The 16,681-nt window shown below is 71.5% G+C and carries 17 protein-coding genes; 3 read left to right on the top strand and 14 right to left on the bottom strand.

Annotated elements, in window-relative coordinates; translation table 11 throughout:
* Window positions 1–79: 79 nt before the first annotated feature.
* The gene (locus tag H6H00_RS28955) at window positions 80–289 is read left to right on the top strand and encodes a CbtB domain-containing protein (RefSeq protein WP_185722856.1); all 210 of its coding nucleotides are present in this window, start codon (window positions 80–82) and stop codon (window positions 287–289) included.
* A complete protein-coding gene (locus H6H00_RS28960) occupies window positions 252–1,049 on the top strand; it encodes a CbtA family protein (protein WP_185718798.1) in 798 nt (265 codons plus the stop codon). The genes H6H00_RS28955 and H6H00_RS28960 overlap by 38 nt, the downstream gene beginning before the upstream one ends.
* Before the next feature lie 84 nt (window positions 1,050–1,133).
* On the opposite strand, the gene H6H00_RS28965 is transcribed toward H6H00_RS28960, so the two are convergent.
* From H6H00_RS28965 to H6H00_RS28980, 4 genes are all read right to left on the bottom strand, one after another.
* A complete protein-coding gene (locus tag H6H00_RS28965; protein WP_185718799.1) occupies window positions 1,134–1,961 on the bottom strand; it encodes an FkbM family methyltransferase in 828 nt (275 codons plus the stop codon).
* 74 nt (window positions 1,962–2,035) lie between these two features.
* Window positions 2,036–3,976: an asparagine synthase (glutamine-hydrolyzing) gene (gene asnB / locus H6H00_RS28970; protein WP_185718800.1), complete on the bottom strand. Its 1,941-nt coding sequence runs from the start codon at window positions 3,974–3,976 to the stop codon at window positions 2,036–2,038.
* Between the two features lie 178 nt (window positions 3,977–4,154).
* Window positions 4,155–4,523, bottom strand: coding sequence for a hypothetical protein (locus tag H6H00_RS28975; RefSeq protein ID WP_185718801.1), 369 nt, complete (start codon window positions 4,521–4,523; stop codon window positions 4,155–4,157).
* A 244-nt stretch (window positions 4,524–4,767) separates the two neighbouring features.
* Complete coding sequence (locus H6H00_RS28980) at window positions 4,768–6,066, bottom strand: sensor histidine kinase (RefSeq protein ID WP_185718802.1); 1,299 nt, start codon at window positions 6,064–6,066, stop codon at window positions 4,768–4,770.
* Between the two features lie 254 nt (window positions 6,067–6,320).
* Here H6H00_RS28980 and H6H00_RS28985 point away from each other — a divergent pair, with 254 nt between their 5' ends.
* Window positions 6,321–7,274: a hypothetical protein gene (locus H6H00_RS28985; protein WP_185718803.1), complete on the top strand. Its 954-nt coding sequence runs from the start codon at window positions 6,321–6,323 to the stop codon at window positions 7,272–7,274.
* Window positions 7,275–7,367: 93 nt separating this feature from the next.
* Here the strand turns inward: H6H00_RS28985 and H6H00_RS28990 are convergent, their stop codons facing one another.
* The 10 genes from H6H00_RS28990 to H6H00_RS29035 form a co-directional block, all read right to left on the bottom strand.
* Window positions 7,368–8,783, bottom strand: a complete 1,416-nt coding sequence (locus H6H00_RS28990) for an NADH-quinone oxidoreductase subunit N (protein WP_344735555.1) — start codon at window positions 8,781–8,783, stop codon at window positions 7,368–7,370.
* Window positions 8,780–10,261: a complex I subunit 4 family protein gene (locus H6H00_RS28995; protein WP_185718804.1), complete on the bottom strand. Its 1,482-nt coding sequence runs from the start codon at window positions 10,259–10,261 to the stop codon at window positions 8,780–8,782. The genes H6H00_RS28990 and H6H00_RS28995 overlap by 4 nt, the downstream gene beginning before the upstream one ends.
* A gap of 3 nt (window positions 10,262–10,264) precedes the next feature.
* Window positions 10,265–12,142 (bottom strand): NADH-quinone oxidoreductase subunit 5 family protein, encoded by a 1,878-nt coding sequence (locus H6H00_RS29000; protein WP_185718805.1) that lies wholly within the window; start codon window positions 12,140–12,142, stop codon window positions 10,265–10,267.
* 1 nt (window position 12,143) lies between these two features.
* Window positions 12,144–12,449: an NADH-quinone oxidoreductase subunit NuoK gene (locus tag H6H00_RS29005; protein WP_185718806.1), complete on the bottom strand. Its 306-nt coding sequence runs from the start codon at window positions 12,447–12,449 to the stop codon at window positions 12,144–12,146.
* Window positions 12,446–13,006 (bottom strand): NADH-quinone oxidoreductase subunit J, encoded by a 561-nt coding sequence (locus H6H00_RS29010; protein WP_185718807.1) that lies wholly within the window; start codon window positions 13,004–13,006, stop codon window positions 12,446–12,448. The genes H6H00_RS29005 and H6H00_RS29010 overlap by 4 nt, the downstream gene beginning before the upstream one ends.
* Before the next feature lies 1 nt (window position 13,007).
* Window positions 13,008–13,964, bottom strand: coding sequence for a complex I subunit 1 family protein (locus H6H00_RS29015; protein ID WP_185718808.1), 957 nt, complete (start codon window positions 13,962–13,964; stop codon window positions 13,008–13,010).
* On the bottom strand, window positions 13,961–15,082 hold the full coding sequence (locus H6H00_RS29020) for a hypothetical protein (RefSeq protein WP_185718809.1): 1,122 nt from the start codon (window positions 15,080–15,082) through the stop codon (window positions 13,961–13,963). Before H6H00_RS29020 ends, H6H00_RS29015 begins: the two co-directional genes overlap by 4 nt.
* On the bottom strand, window positions 15,073–15,432 hold the full coding sequence (locus H6H00_RS29025; protein ID WP_255425427.1) for an NADH-quinone oxidoreductase subunit A: 360 nt from the start codon (window positions 15,430–15,432) through the stop codon (window positions 15,073–15,075). Before H6H00_RS29025 ends, H6H00_RS29020 begins: the two co-directional genes overlap by 10 nt.
* 115 nt (window positions 15,433–15,547) lie before the next feature.
* On the bottom strand, window positions 15,548–16,219 hold the full coding sequence (locus H6H00_RS29030; RefSeq protein ID WP_255425428.1) for a DUF305 domain-containing protein: 672 nt from the start codon (window positions 16,217–16,219) through the stop codon (window positions 15,548–15,550).
* A 19-nt stretch (window positions 16,220–16,238) separates the two neighbouring features.
* Window positions 16,239–16,625: a DUF6153 family protein gene (locus H6H00_RS29035; protein WP_185718810.1), complete on the bottom strand. Its 387-nt coding sequence runs from the start codon at window positions 16,623–16,625 to the stop codon at window positions 16,239–16,241.
* Window positions 16,626–16,681: the final 56 nt, after the last annotated feature.

Raw genomic sequence — 16,681 nt, forward strand, 5'->3', positions numbered from 1 at the left:
ACTTGAACGACTGCTCAGGTAATCCGACAAGGCGCACGGAAGTCGATCCGGGCGCTGTCACTCCGACAGGAGATCGATGATGACCCAGGCCGCAGCCCTTCCCATCTCCACACCGGTGACCATCCCCCTCAATGAGGTCGTCCCGTGGGCCGTCTTCGCCGGGGCGATCCTGTTGGCCCTGCTCTACCTGGTCGGCATGGACCAGGGCGCAACCTCGCTGATCTCGGGCAGCGTGCTGCACGAGTTCCTGCATGACGGTCGGCACCTCCTCGGCTTCCCCTGCCACTGACGGCGGGACAGCGATCATGGTGAGAGCGCTGCTGGTGCGCGGTATGGCCGCCGGTGTGGTCGCAGGGCTGGCCTACTTCGTGTTCGCCTACCTGTTCGGCGAGGCGGCGGTCGACGGGGCCATCGCCTATGAGGACAGCTTGACCGCGGCTGCGCACGGTGCGTCCGGCGAGCCCCCGCTGGTCAGCCGCGGGATCCAGAGCACGGTCGGACTCGGTATCGCCGCAGTGCTCTACGGCGTCGTGATCGGCGGACTCCTTGCGCTCGTCTACGCCGCGGTCGTGGGCCGCGTCGGGCGGCTGAGCCCACGGGCCACCGCGGCCGTGATCGCGGTTGTCGGGTTCGTCGCGGTGGCCGCGGTGCCGTTCCTCAAGTACCCCGCCAACCCGCCCGCGTCGACCGTCGACAGCACGGTCGGCCAGCGCACCGGGCCCTTCGTCGCGCTGATCATCATCTCGGTCGCCCTCATGATCGGCACGGTGCTGCTGCAACGCAGCCTCACCGCACGACTGGGAACGTGGAACGCCACGCTGACGGCGACCGGAGCCTACGTCGCGGCGGCCGGCATCGTGGGCTTCCTGCTGCCGACCGTCGACGAAACTCCGGCAGACTTCCCTGCCACCGTGCTCTACGACTTCCGGCTGGCCTCGATCGGCGGCCAGGTCGTGCTGTGGGCCGTGGTCGGACTCGTGTTCGGTGCACTGGTGGACGACACGTCCAAGCGCCGGTCAGGGACGCGGCTAGGGCTAGCCGACCGATGACTCGGCCGAGGGTCAGCTCGACCGGCCCCCCGCGTCACATCCTCGCGGACCCACCGGCCCGAACCCGCTCTTCCTGCCGGTCGACTACGACGATGGTCTCTCCTTGGCCGGGGCCGACCCCGCCCAGTTGACGTATACGAGATTCTCCCTTGCGACCAGCAGTTCTAGGTGGTGCTCGGCGGCCACCGCCTGCATCCCCCGCGTCACACTCCGGCCCGGGAACAGGTAGTCGTGCGGCTCGATGTACAACACCGAGGTGTCCCCCACCCAGCCGGTATCCTGAGCGAAAAGATCGGACTCGAATCCCTCGATGTCGACCTTGACGATGAACAGCGTGCACTCCGGCGGTTGCTCCGCGACGATCTCCGGGACGGTCACCACCCGGACGCCGCCCTCATCCCCGCGCACGGTCTGGACGGCGTCACTGGACCCCTCACCGTGCACCAGGCGTACCCGCCCCGACCGGCACCCGATCGCCGCCTCCACGACCAGCACCCCGAACTGCGCGGTGTTGGCACGAGCCGCCTGAGCGTTCCCCGGATCGGGTTCGACGGCAACGATCAGTGCCCGGGGATAGCGCACGGCGAACCACGCGGCACTGGCGCCGTTGTTGGCTCCCGCATCGATGATCACGGGGCGTCGGCCCTGCGCCAGCAGGGACCGGTAGACCTCGTCCACGTGCCGGTCGTGCGGGGGCGACGGGATGCGGTAGCCGTCCTCCCGGAAGATCTCCCGGACGACGCCGAGGTCCTGGGAGTTTTGGCGCAGGATTAGCCGACCGACACCGCTCACGGACACCCGGACGGGTGCGCCATCGCCCCGACGCAGTCGCGGCAGGTGGCGCAGCAGGAAGCGCGGGCCGAGGTGTCTCGCGTCCCGGACGTTCTCGCGCAGGTGGTAGAGCAGGTACATGGCGGACTCCAGGAGGGTTCGCGGCGATGCGGAATGGGGGACGGCGGCGGACTCGTCGCCGGTCTCGCGGGGTCTCACCGGATCACCGGAGTGGACCGGATGCGGGAGACGGGCTCCGGGATCCGCGGCGTAATGCGGTCCTCGACGAAGATCCCGTGCCAGATCAACAGCGTCAGTACGGCCCAGAGCTTCCGGCTGTGATCGGCCGGGCCGGAGCGGTGTGCGTCGAGCATCCGCTCCACGGCGGCGAGGTCGACGAGCTCACCGGCGCCCGACTCGCGCAAAAGCAGGCGGGCCCAGTCCTGCATCTCTTCGCGCAACCAGTGCCGGATCGGCACCGGGAAACCCAGCTTGGGGCGATGCAGCACGTGCGGGGGCACGATTCCGTCCAGGGCTCGCCGCAGCGCGTACTTGGTGGTGCCGGCGGCGAGCTTCTCCGACCGGGGCAGCCCCGCGGCCACCGCGAGGACCTCGGGATCGAGGAAGGGCACCCGCAGCTCCAACGAGTGCGCCATCGTCATCTTGTCCGCCTTGACCAGGATGTCCCCACGCAGCCAGGTGAACAGGTCGACGTGCTGCATCCGGGCCACCGGGTCCGAGCCGGTCGAGAGCCGGTAGTGCCGCGCGCTGGCCTCCTCGCGGAGCCGGGACGGGTCGTGTCCGCGCAGGACCGAGGTGAGCTGGTCGGGCCGGAAGATCCGCGCATTCCCGTGGTAGCGCTCCTCCAACGGTAGCGCCCCGCGCCGGAGCAGGTCTTTGCCGCGCATCCCCTCGGGCAGCGCGGACGAAGCCCGGCCGAGCAGGCGACGCAAGGAGCCGGGCACCCGTTCGAAAGGAGCCAGCGAGAGCGGTTCGCGGTAGATGCGATAGCCGCCGAATAGCTCGTCCGCCCCCTCCCCCGACAGCACCACCGTCACCTCGCGGGCCGCCTCCCGCGCGATGAACCACAGCGGCACGAGCGCGGGATCGGCGACCGGATCATCGAGATACCAGATGATCGACGGGAGGCTCTCCATCATCTCCCGCGCCGAGACGACCCGGGTGACGTGTCGTACGCCGAGCGCGGCGGCGGACTCGGCGGCCACGTCGATCTCGGAGAACCCGGGTCGGTCGAAGCCCGCTGTGAACGTGGTCAGGTGCGGGTCGTGCCGGCGGGCGAGGGCGGCGATCGCGGTCGAGTCGATCCCCCCGGAGAGGAACGCGCCGACCGGGACGTCGGCCCGCAGATGCATCGCCACCGACTCCTCCAGGGCAGCGGCGATCCTGCGGTGCACCCGTGGGCCGGTACCGGAGCCGTCGTGGAACACCGGAAGGAAGTAGCGACGCGACCTCGGCCGGCCACCCGGCCGCAGCGTGAACGCGGTGCCGGACTCGATCCGGCGCACGGCCCGGTGCATCGACGCCGGTTCCGGCACGTACTGCAGCACCAGGTAGTCGCGCAGAGCGTCGTGGTCGAGCTCGCCGGACGCAACGGGATCGAGGCCGAGGACGGGTCCCAGCTCGAGCAGGCACTTCTTCTCGCTCGCGAACGCGGTGCCCGCGGGCCCGGTCGCGCAGTACAGAGGCTTGATCCCGAACGGATCACGGGCCCCCGTCAGCATCTGCTCGCGGGCGTCCCAGATCAGGAAGGCGAACATGCCACGGAGCCGGGTGACCGCCTCGGGGCCCCAGTAGTGGTGGGCTGCGACGAGCACCTCGGTGTCGCCCCGGGTCGCGAACTCCGCGCCGTGTCGGGCGACCAGTTCGGCGCGCAGCTCGGGATGGTTGTAGATCTCGCCGTTGAACACCACGGTGTAGCGGCCGGGGTCCCCCGGCGGGCCCCAGCGCATCGGTTGGTGGGAATGGTCCAGGTCGACGACGGCGAGCCGCTGGAAGCCCGAGACGACGACGCCGCCGTCGTGGACGGTGCTCTCGTCAGGTCCGCGGTGCGCGGTCGCCGGGAGGGCAGCGGTGACGGCAGCAGCACGCCCATCGGGGCTGCCGTCGCCGCCGAGGAAGCTCAGTAGGCCGCACATGGGCGTGCCTCCGCCAGAAAAGGGCCGGTGTAGTTCGGCATGGGATCTCTCCGGTGATGACGCCGCGCGTTTGCTGCTCCGTCGGAGCCCGCGCGCAGCGGTGTGGGCGACCCGCAGGCGGGTCGCGGGAGTCACCTCACGGCCTCAGGGCCGTGGGCCGGGAAGGACGCGGCCGGGATCAGGCCGCGACGATCCGGCGGGGCGGGCCGCGCTTCACGGTCGTGCCACGGCCGAGCAGACGGCGCGGCCGGGCCGGCGCCGGGGCGGGGCGGCGGCGGACGACGCCCGGCGCGGGGTGCGGGCGGCGCAACATCAGGCGCAGCCAGCAGGCGCGGACGACCCCGCCGACGGCGACGACGAGCTGCTCGGCGAGGCAGATCGCGGCGACCACCACGACGACAAGGAGGATCTGGGTGAGGGTGACAGCGAGGTCAGCTCGGCCGATCTCGCTGCCATGACCGTGGCTCAGCGGCCCGTGCGGGACGAGCTTGACGGCAGCGTGCAGCACCGGCTGCGCTCCGACGCCCGCACAGACGAACTGCAGCATTCCCCGATGGCGACCGCCGAGGTGCACCCGCACACCGGCGATCACGGCGACGACGGCGCCAAGGGTGACCACGTGCAGTGGCGGCTCGCCTGCGGCGAGATCTGAGAAGACCGCCATCGCCACGGTCAGTAACGCGGTGGCGACGAGAACGACCCGACCGGGGGGTTCGATCCCGCCGCGCACCTCGGCCGTCGTCACGCCTTCAGCATACGGACGCGAGCACGCACGGAGTGGATGCGCCGTCTCAGTGATGGCTGCCCGCCGGGAGCAGGAGGGTGAACAGCGGCGGTGTGGGCCGGGCGAGCCGCAATCGGCCCCCCTCGGCCTCGGCGAGCCGCCGCGCCAGCGGCAGCCCGATGCCGTGTCCGCCTGACGATGGCCCGGTCCGGGTGAACAGCTCGGAGTCCGGGACGCCGATTCCCGGACCGTGATCACCGACGTCGACGGCTACCGCGCCGCCGCCCACATCCCGGCTGGACACCTCTACCGTCCCTCGCCCATGTTGCAGGGCGTTGTCGAGCAGGACGGCGAGCACCTGCCGTACCGCTGCGGCCGACGCCAACGCGGGCGGGGTGTCCGGTTGCAAGTCGATCCGGAGCGCGCGGCCCGCGGCGCTGAACTGGGGACCCCACTGATCGACGGCCTCCTGCACCACTCGTTCGAGGTCCAGCGGGTCGGCGGCGCCGCGGTCGTGTCGGGCGAGGGCCAGCAGCTCGTCGATGGTGCGCTCGATGCGATCGGTGGCGCGCAGGCCCCGGGCGATGACTAGCCACGGGTCTTCGCCACGTTGCTCCAGGGCATTCTCCAGACCGAGGCGGAGCCCGGTGAGCGGGGTGCGCAGCTGATGGGACGCCTCCGCGGAGAACGCGCGTTCGCGGGCGAGGAGTGCATCCAGCCTCGAGGCGGTGCGGTTCAGGGCGCTGCCGACCGTGTCGATCTCGACGTAGCGCACCGTCGGCACACGCACGCTGAAATCCCCGTCGCCGAGGCGGCTGGCCGCGGTCAACAGATCGTCGAGGGGGCGTGCCAGGCGGGCAGCCTCTCGCTGGGCGATCCCCCATACGACCCCGACGGCGAGCAGCGCCAGACCGGCCATCCCGAGCCAAGCCAGGGTGACCGGCCACAACAGTGTGTCGCGCGAACCGGCGATCCGCACCGCCCCGACGATCTCCCCGTCATGCGCCACGGGTACCGCCACGAGCAGCAGACCGTCAGCCGAACCGGTCTCGACCGAGCCGTCGAGGGCCGAGCGGACCATGGCCTCGGGCAGCTCCGGCCCGCGGCCGCTCAGGTAAGTGCCGTCCTCGTCGTAGAGGGACAGGAACGTCAGCGTCGCCTCGTCCTCGAGATCACCGGCGTTCGGGTCACCCTCGTCGGTCAGATCCGCCGACACCCGCAACGCGGCCCGGTCCGCCAGCCGCTCCAGGTCGAGCAGCTTGTAGATCTCTGCGTACTGGACGACGGCGACAGCCAGGGGAAACCCGAACAGCGCCACGGCCACCGCCGCCGCCACCACGGCGAGCCGGACGATTCGATGACGCACCTGTACGACTCCCTCTCGACCCGCGCTCGGGCAGGACGACCGGCGCGAGTGTAGGTAGTCGTGATAGCGCTGGCGGGTCCTAGGCAGATCCTTTACCGTCCGTTTGCCACATGAGGGTGATCTGCTGGCTTTCGGCCCGCCGCGGCATATGATGCGCCGAATTTTTTGCCATTTGATTACCTATGCTCTACCGGTGAGTTGCCTGACGTTGCATAGCGTCGGCGGGGTATCCGACCGCGAGGAGCCCGCCCACTGTGTGCACGCCCGAACCCGACCTGACGATCGTGTACCGGTCCAGCGCGGCCGAGAACAGCAAGCCGCGCCCCCGGTACTACGACAAGACCCTGGCGCTCGCCTCCGTGCTGAGGGCTGCCGAGGCGCTGCCGGCCCGGCCACGCTTCGTGTTCCTCAACGACGGGGAGGTGCCGGCGGACCGGGTACGGATCATGGCCGGGATCGGCGATGTCCGCCGCGTCGACGACGGCGGCAACCGGGCCACCTTCCGCCGCGCGGTCGCCCAGGAGGCGGCCCGGCCCGGATCGCGCAGCGGCCTCGTGTGGTTCGCCGAGGACGACTACCTCTACCGGCCGGACTCCCTGACGACGTTCGTCCAGGCGGCACAGAGATTCCCCGATGCCGACTACTTCTCCCTCTACGGGTCGGACGCGCTCGACACCTCGGTCGCCGGTAGACGTCCGGTGCGCCGTTCCGCGCCGGGTGCCGCATTCGACCCCGACGCGCGAGACTGCGGATCGGCAACCTGGTACCGCGCCTACGCCACCACCAGCACCTTCGGGGTGCGACGGGGCGCCCTGCGCGAGGATGCCGCATTGCTGCGGGTCATGCCGTTCACCGGTGGGGCGTGGGACACCGCCACCTGCCTGGCGCTGCAGGGCTACCGACCCTTCGGCCCGGCCGAAGTCCTGCCGACGTGCGAGGCCTCGCTCGTACGCGGGGTGGCCCGGGGAACGGTTCGCGTGCTCGCCAACCTGCGGTCGCGGCGCCGTCCGGCTCGCAGGCGCATCCAGCTCGGTACCGATCCGGAGCTGATCTGGCACATGGAGGTCCTGACCGGGGCCACCCGCACACGCCCCAGCGCGAGGACCGACGCGATCGACTGGGACGAGGTCGCCGGAGAGGTCGCGGACTGGGCAACAGTCAGATCGATGCCGGTTCCGCAGCTCCACCGCCGTTGTGCCGGCGCCTGACGTCCGGCTGCGATGACCACCGGGCTCGGTCCCTCCGCACGGCCTGCGCAGCGATCCGGTCACGCAGTCGTGGCGGGTGGGCTGCGTCGCCTGTCAGACCGTGAGCACGGCTAGGACGGGGCCGGCCAGCACTCCGAGGAGAAGTGAGGCGATGGCCGCGATGTAGGCGCTCCGTGCTGCGGAGCGGCCAGCCGGTGGCACGTCGTCGGCGGGTACGGCGTCACGGGCCCGGAGAACCGGGGCGATCCACCGCAGGTAGTAGAAGACGCTGGCCATGGTGTTGAGCACCGCGACCACGGCGAGCCAGGCCAGGCCGGCGTCGACGGCGGCGGTGAACACCGTCAGCTTGCCCACGAACACGGCGGTGGGCGGCGTGCCGATCAGCCCGAGCAGGCAGATCACCAGGCTCAGGGCGAGCAGGCGGTGCCGAGCGGCCAGGCCGCGGTAGTCGGCGAGGGTGCGGGCTCGGGGAAGGGCGGCTACCACGGCGAACGCGCCGAGGTTGGTCACCGCGTAGGCGGCGAGGTACAGCCCGAGGGCGGGCATCGCGAGCGGGGCCCGTCCGGCCGCGGCTACGGCCATCAGCAGGTAGCCGACCTGGCTGATCGTGGAGTAGGCGAGCAGCCGGCGCACGTCGTCCTGGAAGAACGCTGCGAGGTTGCCCAGCGTCATCGTGACCGCGGCGAGCACCGCCACCAGCAGCGACCAATCGACGTCGGACGTCGGCACGGTCGTGGACAGCAGGCGGTACATCGCCCACAACCCGCCGATCTTGGGGACGGTGGCGACGAACGCCGCGACGCCGGTGGTGGCGCCCTGCACGACGTCGGGCACCCAGAAGTGCAGCGGCACCGCACCGATCTTGAACAGCAGCCCGGCTAGCACCGCGACGAGCCCGACCGCGACCGCGACGCGCGGCGCGTCCGGTAGCGCGGCGGCCAGATCGGTGTACTGCGTCGAGCCGCTGACGCCGAACAGCAGCGTCGACCCGATCAGCAGGGTGACCCCGGACAGAGCGCCCATCAGGTAGTACTTCAGCGCGGCCTCGTTGCCCGGCCCGGTCCGGGCGATGCCGGTCAGGGCGTAGAGCGGGATGCTCGCGAGCAGGTAGGAGGCCACGAGCAGCAGCAGGTCGTTCGCGCCCGCCATGGCTACGGTGCCGAGCCCGCCGAGCAGCAGCAGGACATAGAACTCGGCCTCGCGGGTGCTCCCCGAGACCTGGTCACCCGCCAGACCGATGGTCAGGACGATCGAGGCGAGCACGACAATCCGAACCGCGCCCAGGCCCACGTCGACGACGTAGGTGTCGTCGAAGACCGACTGCACCGGGCGGGTCAGGTCCGCGGCCGCCGCGATCGCACCGGTGAGGCAGGCGAGCACCGCGATCGACCGGACGACGCCCTGACGGTTCCGCGGCAGGAACGATCCGGCCAGCAAGCCCACCACGGCGGCGAACACCAGGAGCAGCTCAGGGATCAGCGCACCGGGATTCTCGTTCATCATCGTCATCGAGCGACCAGCTCCACCACGGTCCGGGCGGCGGGCTCGATCACGTCGAGCAGGAACCGCGGGAGCACACCGATCACCACCGTGGCCACGATCAGGGGGGCGATCGCCCAGGACTCGACCGCGGTGAGGTCATCGGTCGCACCGGGCACGCGGGTCTCGCCGAGGAACACCCGCTGATAGGCGAGCAGGAACAGAGCCGCGGTGACGACGATCCCGAGCACCGCGATCGCCGTCGGCACCGGCGCGCCCGGCAGCGAGCCGGTGAAGATCTGGAACTCGGCGATGAACCCGGAGAACCCGGGCAGCCCGAGCGAGGCGAACGCGGCGGCGGCGAACAGCAACGCGAACCGCGGGGCGGGCCGGGCCAGCCCCCCGTAGGCCGCCATGTCGTAGGTCGCGCCCCGAGCGTAGAGCACGCCGGTGAGCAGGAACAACGCACCGGTGATCAGCCCATGGCTGACCATCTGCGTCACCGCGCCGGTGACGGCCAGAGTCCGTGCCTGCTCCGAGCTGCCCGCCACCAGTCCGGCCGCACCGACCGCGAGGATGACGTAGCCCATGTGGTTGACCGAGGTGTAGGCGATCATGCGCTTGAGGTCGGTCTGTGCGAGCGCGACCAGCGCGCCGTAGACCACCGACACCACCCCGACGGCGATGATCACCCACGCGTACTGCCGCCAGGTCTCCGGCATGATCGGCAGCACGATCCGGACGAAGCCGAACGTGCCCATCTTCAGCAGTACCCCGGCCAGGATCGCCGACCCGGCTGCGGGGGCGTCGCTGTGCGCGGGCGGCAGCCAGGTGTGGAACGGCACGGTCGGGGTCTTGATCGCGAACCCGATGACGAGCGCGGCCAGCACCAGCCCGGCGAGCGGACCCCCGCCGTCGAGTGGCGCGGCCGCGGTGAGCTCGACGATGTCGAAGGTGCCCCCGGCCAGGTAGAGCCCGATGAACCCGAGCAGCAGCACCAGTGAACCGAGGAAGGTGTAGAGGAAGAACATCAGCGCCGAGCTCCGCGCCCGTTCCCCGTGTCCCCAGCCGGCGATCACGAAGTACATCGCGACGATCGAGACGTCGAAGAAGACGAAGAACAGGATCAGGTCCAGCGACACGAACAACCCGAGCGACACCGTGTGCAGCAGCAAGAACAGCACCGCGTACGCGCGGACCCGGCGCTGCTCACGCAGCGAGTACACCGAGCAGGCCAGGAACAGCACGCCGGTCATCGCCAGCAACGGCAGCGACAGGCCGTCGACGCCGACGTGGTATCCGGCCGACACCGTCGGGATCCACGCGATGTCGGTCTCGTACCCGATACCGCCGGCGGGGTCGTACCCGATCCATAGCGCGATGACCAACGCCAGGTCTAGCACGCTCACCGCCACCCACGTCCAGCGGACCGCGCGATCGGGCAGCCGGGGCAGCGCGAGCAGCACCAGCCCGACCGCGAGCGGCAGGAACACCACGATCGAGAGCACGCCTCACCTCACCAGGATCAGGAACAGGGCCAGGACCGCGAGCGCACCCGCGGCCTGGGCGTAGTACTGGTGCAGCTGCCCGGTCTGCGGGCGGCGCGCCAGCCGGCCCAGGGCCCGGCCCGCGGCGCCGAGCCCGTCGAGCCCCCGGGACAGAGGCCCCTCCAGCCGGAGGTCGGCCAGCCGGGCGGCCGCACGGGTACCGCCCGCGGCCGCCCGCACCGCCCCGTCGACGACCCGCTCGTCGAACCTCGACAGGGCCCGGGCCAGCGCCATCGTCGGCTCCGCCACCCCCGCCAGCGCGACCCGCTCCAGGCCCAGCCAGCCACGCAGAAGTGTGACCCGGGTCAGGATGCCGACTATCGGCGGCAGGGCGGGCAGCACGGCCGCGCCGAGCAGCCCGGCGCGGGCGGGCACCAGCACGGCCAGCACCACGGCCGCGGCCAGCACGCCCGACACCAGCGCCTCGACGAGCGTCGGCTCCGGTTCGCCCACCGAGCCCAGCGCGGCGCGGACCGGCTCCGCGGCTGCGCCGAGCACCGCGGCCCCCAGTGCGAGGGGCACCAGCGGCAGCCTGGCCACGAGGGGTATCTCCTGGGTGCCCGGCTGTTCCCGGTCGTACCCGGTATCCGCGGGCGCCCGCCCCAGCACCGCGACCAGCGCCGCCGCGGCGTAGGCCGCGCTGACCAGCAGCCCGACCAGCCCGGCCACATAGAGGGCGGGCGAGGTCGCCGCGGCCGCGGCCAACACCGCGTCCTTCCCGAAGAAGATCGACAGCGGCGGCAGGCCGGCCAGGCTCAGCACACCCACCGCGAACACTGCCCCGACCAGCGGCCAGCGCCGCGCCGCACCCCGTAGCGGCGCGAGCTGCTTGGTGCCCAGCGCGGTGAGCCACGCCCCGGCGACGAGGAACAGCAGGCTCTTCGTCGCCGCGTGCGCCACCAGCTGCAGCGTGCCGCCCGCCGTGGCACCCACCCCGGCGGCGAGCACGATGAACCCAATCTGCGAACACGTGGACGCCGCGAGCAGCTGCTTGAGATCGGTCTGCGCGAGCGCGACCAGCCCGAGCAGCACCACCGTCACCGCGCCGACCCACGCCACCAGCGGACCGGCCCAGCCGGATCCGGCCAGTAGCGGCTCGATCCGCAGCAGCAGGTACCCCCCGGCCGCGACCATCGTCGCGGAGTGCAGCAGCGCCGAGACCGGGCTCGGGCCGTCCATCGCCCGGGCGAGCCAGAAACTGAACGGCAGCTGGGCGGACTTGCCCAGCGCGGCGACGACCAGCCCCGCGGTCAGCAGGTCTCGCCAGCCGCCGCTCGCCTGCGGCAGGTCGGCCAGCGCGAGGGTGCCCACGCCCCCGCCCAGCGCCGCCCCGGCCGCGACATAGAGCCCGATGTCGGCGCTGCGGGTCACCAGGAACGCCAGCGCACCCGACTCCATGGGCCGCTGCGCCTGCCAGCGGTGCGCGACGAGCGCGTAGGACATCGCACCCATCACCTCCCACGCCGCGAGCAGCGTGAGCAGGTTCGTGGCGGTGACGGTGAGCAGCATCGCGCCGACGAAGACCAGCAGTAGCCCGAAGAACCGGTGGCCGGCGTCCATCTCGGCGGCGGCGAACACAACCACCGCGAGCGTCACTGCGCTCACCACGAGCACCATCACCGCCGACAGCCCGTCCACCGCCAGCCCAAGGTCGATGCCGGCTATCAGCGCCGAGGACACGGTCGGGCGACCCACGGCCACCAGCGCCGCGAGTACCAGCACGACCGACGCCACCCCGATCGCCACCGGGGCGGCGACGCGCGCGGCCGGGCGACCGACGGCCAGCAGCACGACACCGGCCAGCACCGGCACCGCCACCAACCCGACCAGCGCGAGCTCCACGTCAGTCCTTCAGCTCGGCGGCCATGTCGGTCATGTCGATCTCGCCGGACCGGAAGATCGCGATGGCCACCGCGAACCCCATCGCCATCTCCACCGCCATCAACGTCACCGCGACCAGCACGACGACCTGCCCGTCGGGTTGCGCGGGCGAGACGTAGAACCAGAACGCCGCACCGGCCACGACCACCGCGTTCACCATCAGCTCCAGCCCCATCATGATCATCACGATGGACTGCTGGGACAGCGCGCCGTAGAGCCCGACGGCCAGCAGCGCGACCGCGAGCAGCAGGAAGGCCTGCAACGTCATCGACCCACCCCCCGGATCGGATCATCGGCGGGCCGCCGACTCAGGTCGTCGCCGAACCGGTCGTACCGGCCGCGCGGATGCGCGAGCACCACGGCGGAGACGATCGTGGCGAACAGGCCCAGCCCCACTACGAGCATCACGAGCATGTGCGAGCCCATCAGCGCCTCGCCGAGCGCGAAGGTCGGGTCCGCGGGCGGCTCGCCCTGACGCTGCGGCCAGTCGACGAGGAGCACACCCGTCGCGAGCACGACGAACGTGCCGACGGCGATGACCAGCGAGCCGCGCTGGTTGTGCACCATCGTCATCGGCATCAACCCGGCCGGGTTCATCATCAGCATGATCATGAAGACGGCCATCACGACCATCTCCATGATCATCATGAGGATGACGAGGACTCCTAGGTAGGACAGGCCGAGCAGCAGCAACGGGATCGCGGCGAAGACGAAGGACGCGAGCAGCGCGAATGTCGCCCGCGCCATCGAGTCGACGCGGAACACCGCAACCCCGGTGACCACCGCCCCGACCGCGCACACCCAGAAGATCACCGCCTCGTACATGTCACATCCCTCCCATCGCCGGCCCCCGGCTGACGACGACCAGCGCCACCAGCAGGGCCTGCAGCAGCGTCAGCGGGATCAGCACGATCCAGCCGAACTCGGCGAAGCGGTCCATCCGCACCGTCGCGCTCCGGCTGCGGATCCACACCAGCACCCCGAGCACCGCGACGGTCTTGACGAGCGTCCACAGCCATGGCGGCAGCAGCGGTCCCGCGCCGCCGCCGAGGAACAGCGGCACCGACATCGCCGCCGCGGCGGCCAGCAGCAGCCAGCGCCCGGCCAGCAGCAGCAACCGGTCCACCCCGGAGAACTCGGCCAGCACCCCGCCGGCGATGTCGCGCCCGGTCGCGGTGTCGAACGGCCCGGCGAACGACAGCGCCAGCGCGGAGAGCAGGAACGCCACGAACGCCACCGGCATCCAGACCACGAACCACAGCCCGTCCTGCGCGGCGACCGCATCCGACACGTTCAGCGAGGCCGCGCCCGTGGCCACCGTGATCAGGGCGAACATGTGCGGCAGCTCGTAGGACAGCCCCTGCACCGCGAAGCGGTACCCGCCCACCAGGCCCCACACCGAGTTCGTGCCCCAGCCGGCCATCCACAGCGCCGCCCACATCACGATCTCCATCGCGTTGAACCACACGATGCCGACCGACAGGTCGCTGGCCGTGGTGTCCCCGAGCGGGACGACCAACGCCGCGAGCACCGCAGCGACCGGCACAAGCACCACCCCGATACGGGCCAGTAACCGGTCCGAGGCGACGACGGCACGCCGCTGCTGCACCAGCAATCGGCCCGACTCGGCCAGCGGCGCAGCCAGCACCGCGCCGGTGATCCGCCGCCCGTCGGCCCGCGCGTCGAGCACCCGGGCGAACGCTGCCCCGGCTAGGGCCAACGCCCCCAGCAACACCGGCACCAGCAGCACAGTCCACAACGGGCCCTGCTGCACCTGGTTCATCCCGGCACCATCATCAGCGCGTCGAGGTCCATGTCCAGTGAGGCGACCACCACCCGGACGGACGCAAGCTCGCGCCCCTCGACGAGACCCGCCAGTGCCGTCAGCGCGGCGGCGGCCCGCCCGGCGTCCGGCGCGGGCCCGCCGTGCTCGGCAGTGTCTAGCCACCGGAGCCAGCGTGCGGTGGCGTCCCCGGCCAGGTCGGGACCGTCGTCGAGCTTCCCGAGCCCGTCGGTGGCCCAGCGCAGCGTGCGGGATCGGCGCAGCCGGCGCGCGAACCGGTGCAGCACGGCGCTGTCGACGGTGCCGGCGAGGACGTCGTCGCGCAGCCGGCGGGCCGTGCGTGCCGCCGTGGAGGACCCACACACGGCCAACAGCTGCGCCAGGCCGTCCAGTGCGGCCGCCGCCGGGGGGCACTCCCACGCCGGGCCGGGCTCCCCGACCACCTCGACCCGCGCGGCCTGAACGACATCGCCCTGAAGCGTGACGTGCACGACCAGTCCGGCGGGCCAGTCGGACAGAACGGGTCCCAGGGACATCTGCAGCACGTCGAGGGTGAGCCCGTCACGGTCCGGCGCCCGGTCCGCCATCGGCAACCCGGCAACCTCACCACCGTGCATCATGTGCATGTCGTGGCCGCCCGACATCTCGTGCCCGGACATCTCATGCCCCGGCACCTCGTCGGCCGGCACCTCGTCGGCCGGCACCTCGTCGGCCGGCACCTCGTGGGCCTTAACCTCGTGGGCCGAGGCAACGGTGCCGCGGCCCGGTTCCGGTCGCGCCTCCTCGGTCGCGGACGAGACGGAGGCGTGGCCCGCCCCGCTGCCGCCACGGAGCCCGCGGTAGGCCCGATCGAGCTCGTCGCGGGCCCCGTCGGCCGGTCCGACGTCGGCCCGTGCCCGCGGCGCGGGCACCTGCGACCAGATGCGCTCGATCGCGTCACCCAAACCGGGGCCCGGTGCGCCGCAGACGACGAGCAGGTCGGCATCGGCGGGGGCCGCCGCCAGCTCCCACCCCCGCTCGCGAGCCAGCCGCTCGACAGCCAGCCGCGCGGGACGACCGTTCCGAGCCGTGATGACCAGCAGTCGCGGGGTCGCACGCAGCCAGCTCGTCATGTCCACCGGAACGCCCCTTCGCGCCAGGCGTACACGACCCCGACGAGCAGCACGGCCAGGAAGCCGAACATCTCGATCACGGCCTTCGGCCCGATCTGCGCCACAACGACGGCCCACGGGTACATGAACACCATCTCCATGTCGAAGGCCAGGAAGACCATCGTGATCGTGTACCAGCGCACGTGGTATCGGGACACGGCGTGCTGCACCGGGGGCGTTCCGGACAGGAACGGCTCGACCGAAACCACCCCGGGCGCCTGCCGCACCAGCAACGACCACCCGTAGACCAGCGACACCCACGCTGCTGCCACGGCAAGCAGCAAGAGGGCCGGCCCGAACTCCGCCGCCATCGTCATCGCCTCCCGTTATACGGATACGGGGTACTAGTACCATGAAGTGGGGGTCGACCACCAGCCGTGGTGAGACGGGTGTGGCCCGGACCGACTGGTCGGTCCGGGCCACACCGACCGGTCAGACCTGCTGGAGCAGCGTGTCCATCTCGGTGATCTCGGCCTGCTGGGTGTCGATGATCTTCTGCGCCAATGCGAGCGCATCCGGGTCGGCACCGTCCTGCAGCTCGGTCTGGGCCATCTCGACCGCGCCCCGGTGGTGCTCGGTCATCATCTCCAGGAACATGCGGTCGAACGCCGGCCCGGACGCACCCTGCAGCTGCTGCATCTGCTCGGGCGTCATCATCCCGCCCATGGCGCCCATGTCCCCGCCGTGATCCATACCGCCCATGCCGCCCATGCCGCCGTCCTCGGCGGGCACCTCGGCACCCCACTCCTCGAGCCAGCCGACCATCGTGTCGATCTCGGGCTGCTGCCCGCCGCCGATCCGCGCGGCCAGGTCGATCACCTGCGCGTTCTGGCTACGACCGGCTACCAGATCGGCCATCTCGACCGCCTGACGGTGGTGCGGGATCATGCCCTGCACGAACGCCAAGTCCGCGTCGTTCTGCTCGCCCTGCGCCGCGGACGCCGAGGAGCCGCCCGGGGCGGCGGTCCCGGCGGAGGTGTCGGTGCCGGCCGCGCAGCCGGTCAGGATCAGACCCGCGACCGCGATACCGGCCATCAGGCGCGCTGAAGAAAGCCGTGCATTCATCTGTGAAAACCTCTCGTACGTCTGGGAAGTGCGGATCAACCGAGTCGCTCGGTCGACCTCACGTCCGCAGGACGCAGAGCAGGGCGAGTCGTGCCGGGGCGGTTGCCGGTGGGGCGCGCGGCGCCGGACGCACACGGGACGTGCCCGCGCGGTGCGCGACCCGGGCCAGCCCGGGACGCCGCCACAGCACCGCCGATACCAGGAGGATGGCCACGGCGGTGAGCACGGCCAGGCACAGATGGAGCGATGCGGATCCGTGATCCTCGCCGGGATGTGCGGGGTCAGACTCCATATCGGATCCAGCCATCGCCGCAGCGGAGATGGCCGGGCTGTCCGGCGTCATCACGGACAGATGGTGCATCCCCACCAGACCGACGAACAGACCGGCGATCAGGACGCCGAGCATGATCGCCCGTCGTCCCCGCAGCGCCACCGACCTGATCACCGGCCCCAGGCTACCCTCGCCGCGGATTCCGACCCGCGAGCCCATCCGGGGTTCCC

Origin of the sequence: Pseudonocardia petroleophila (genome assembly GCF_014235185.1) — a bacterium.
GTDB lineage: Bacteria > Actinomycetota > Actinomycetes > Mycobacteriales > Pseudonocardiaceae > Pseudonocardia > Pseudonocardia petroleophila.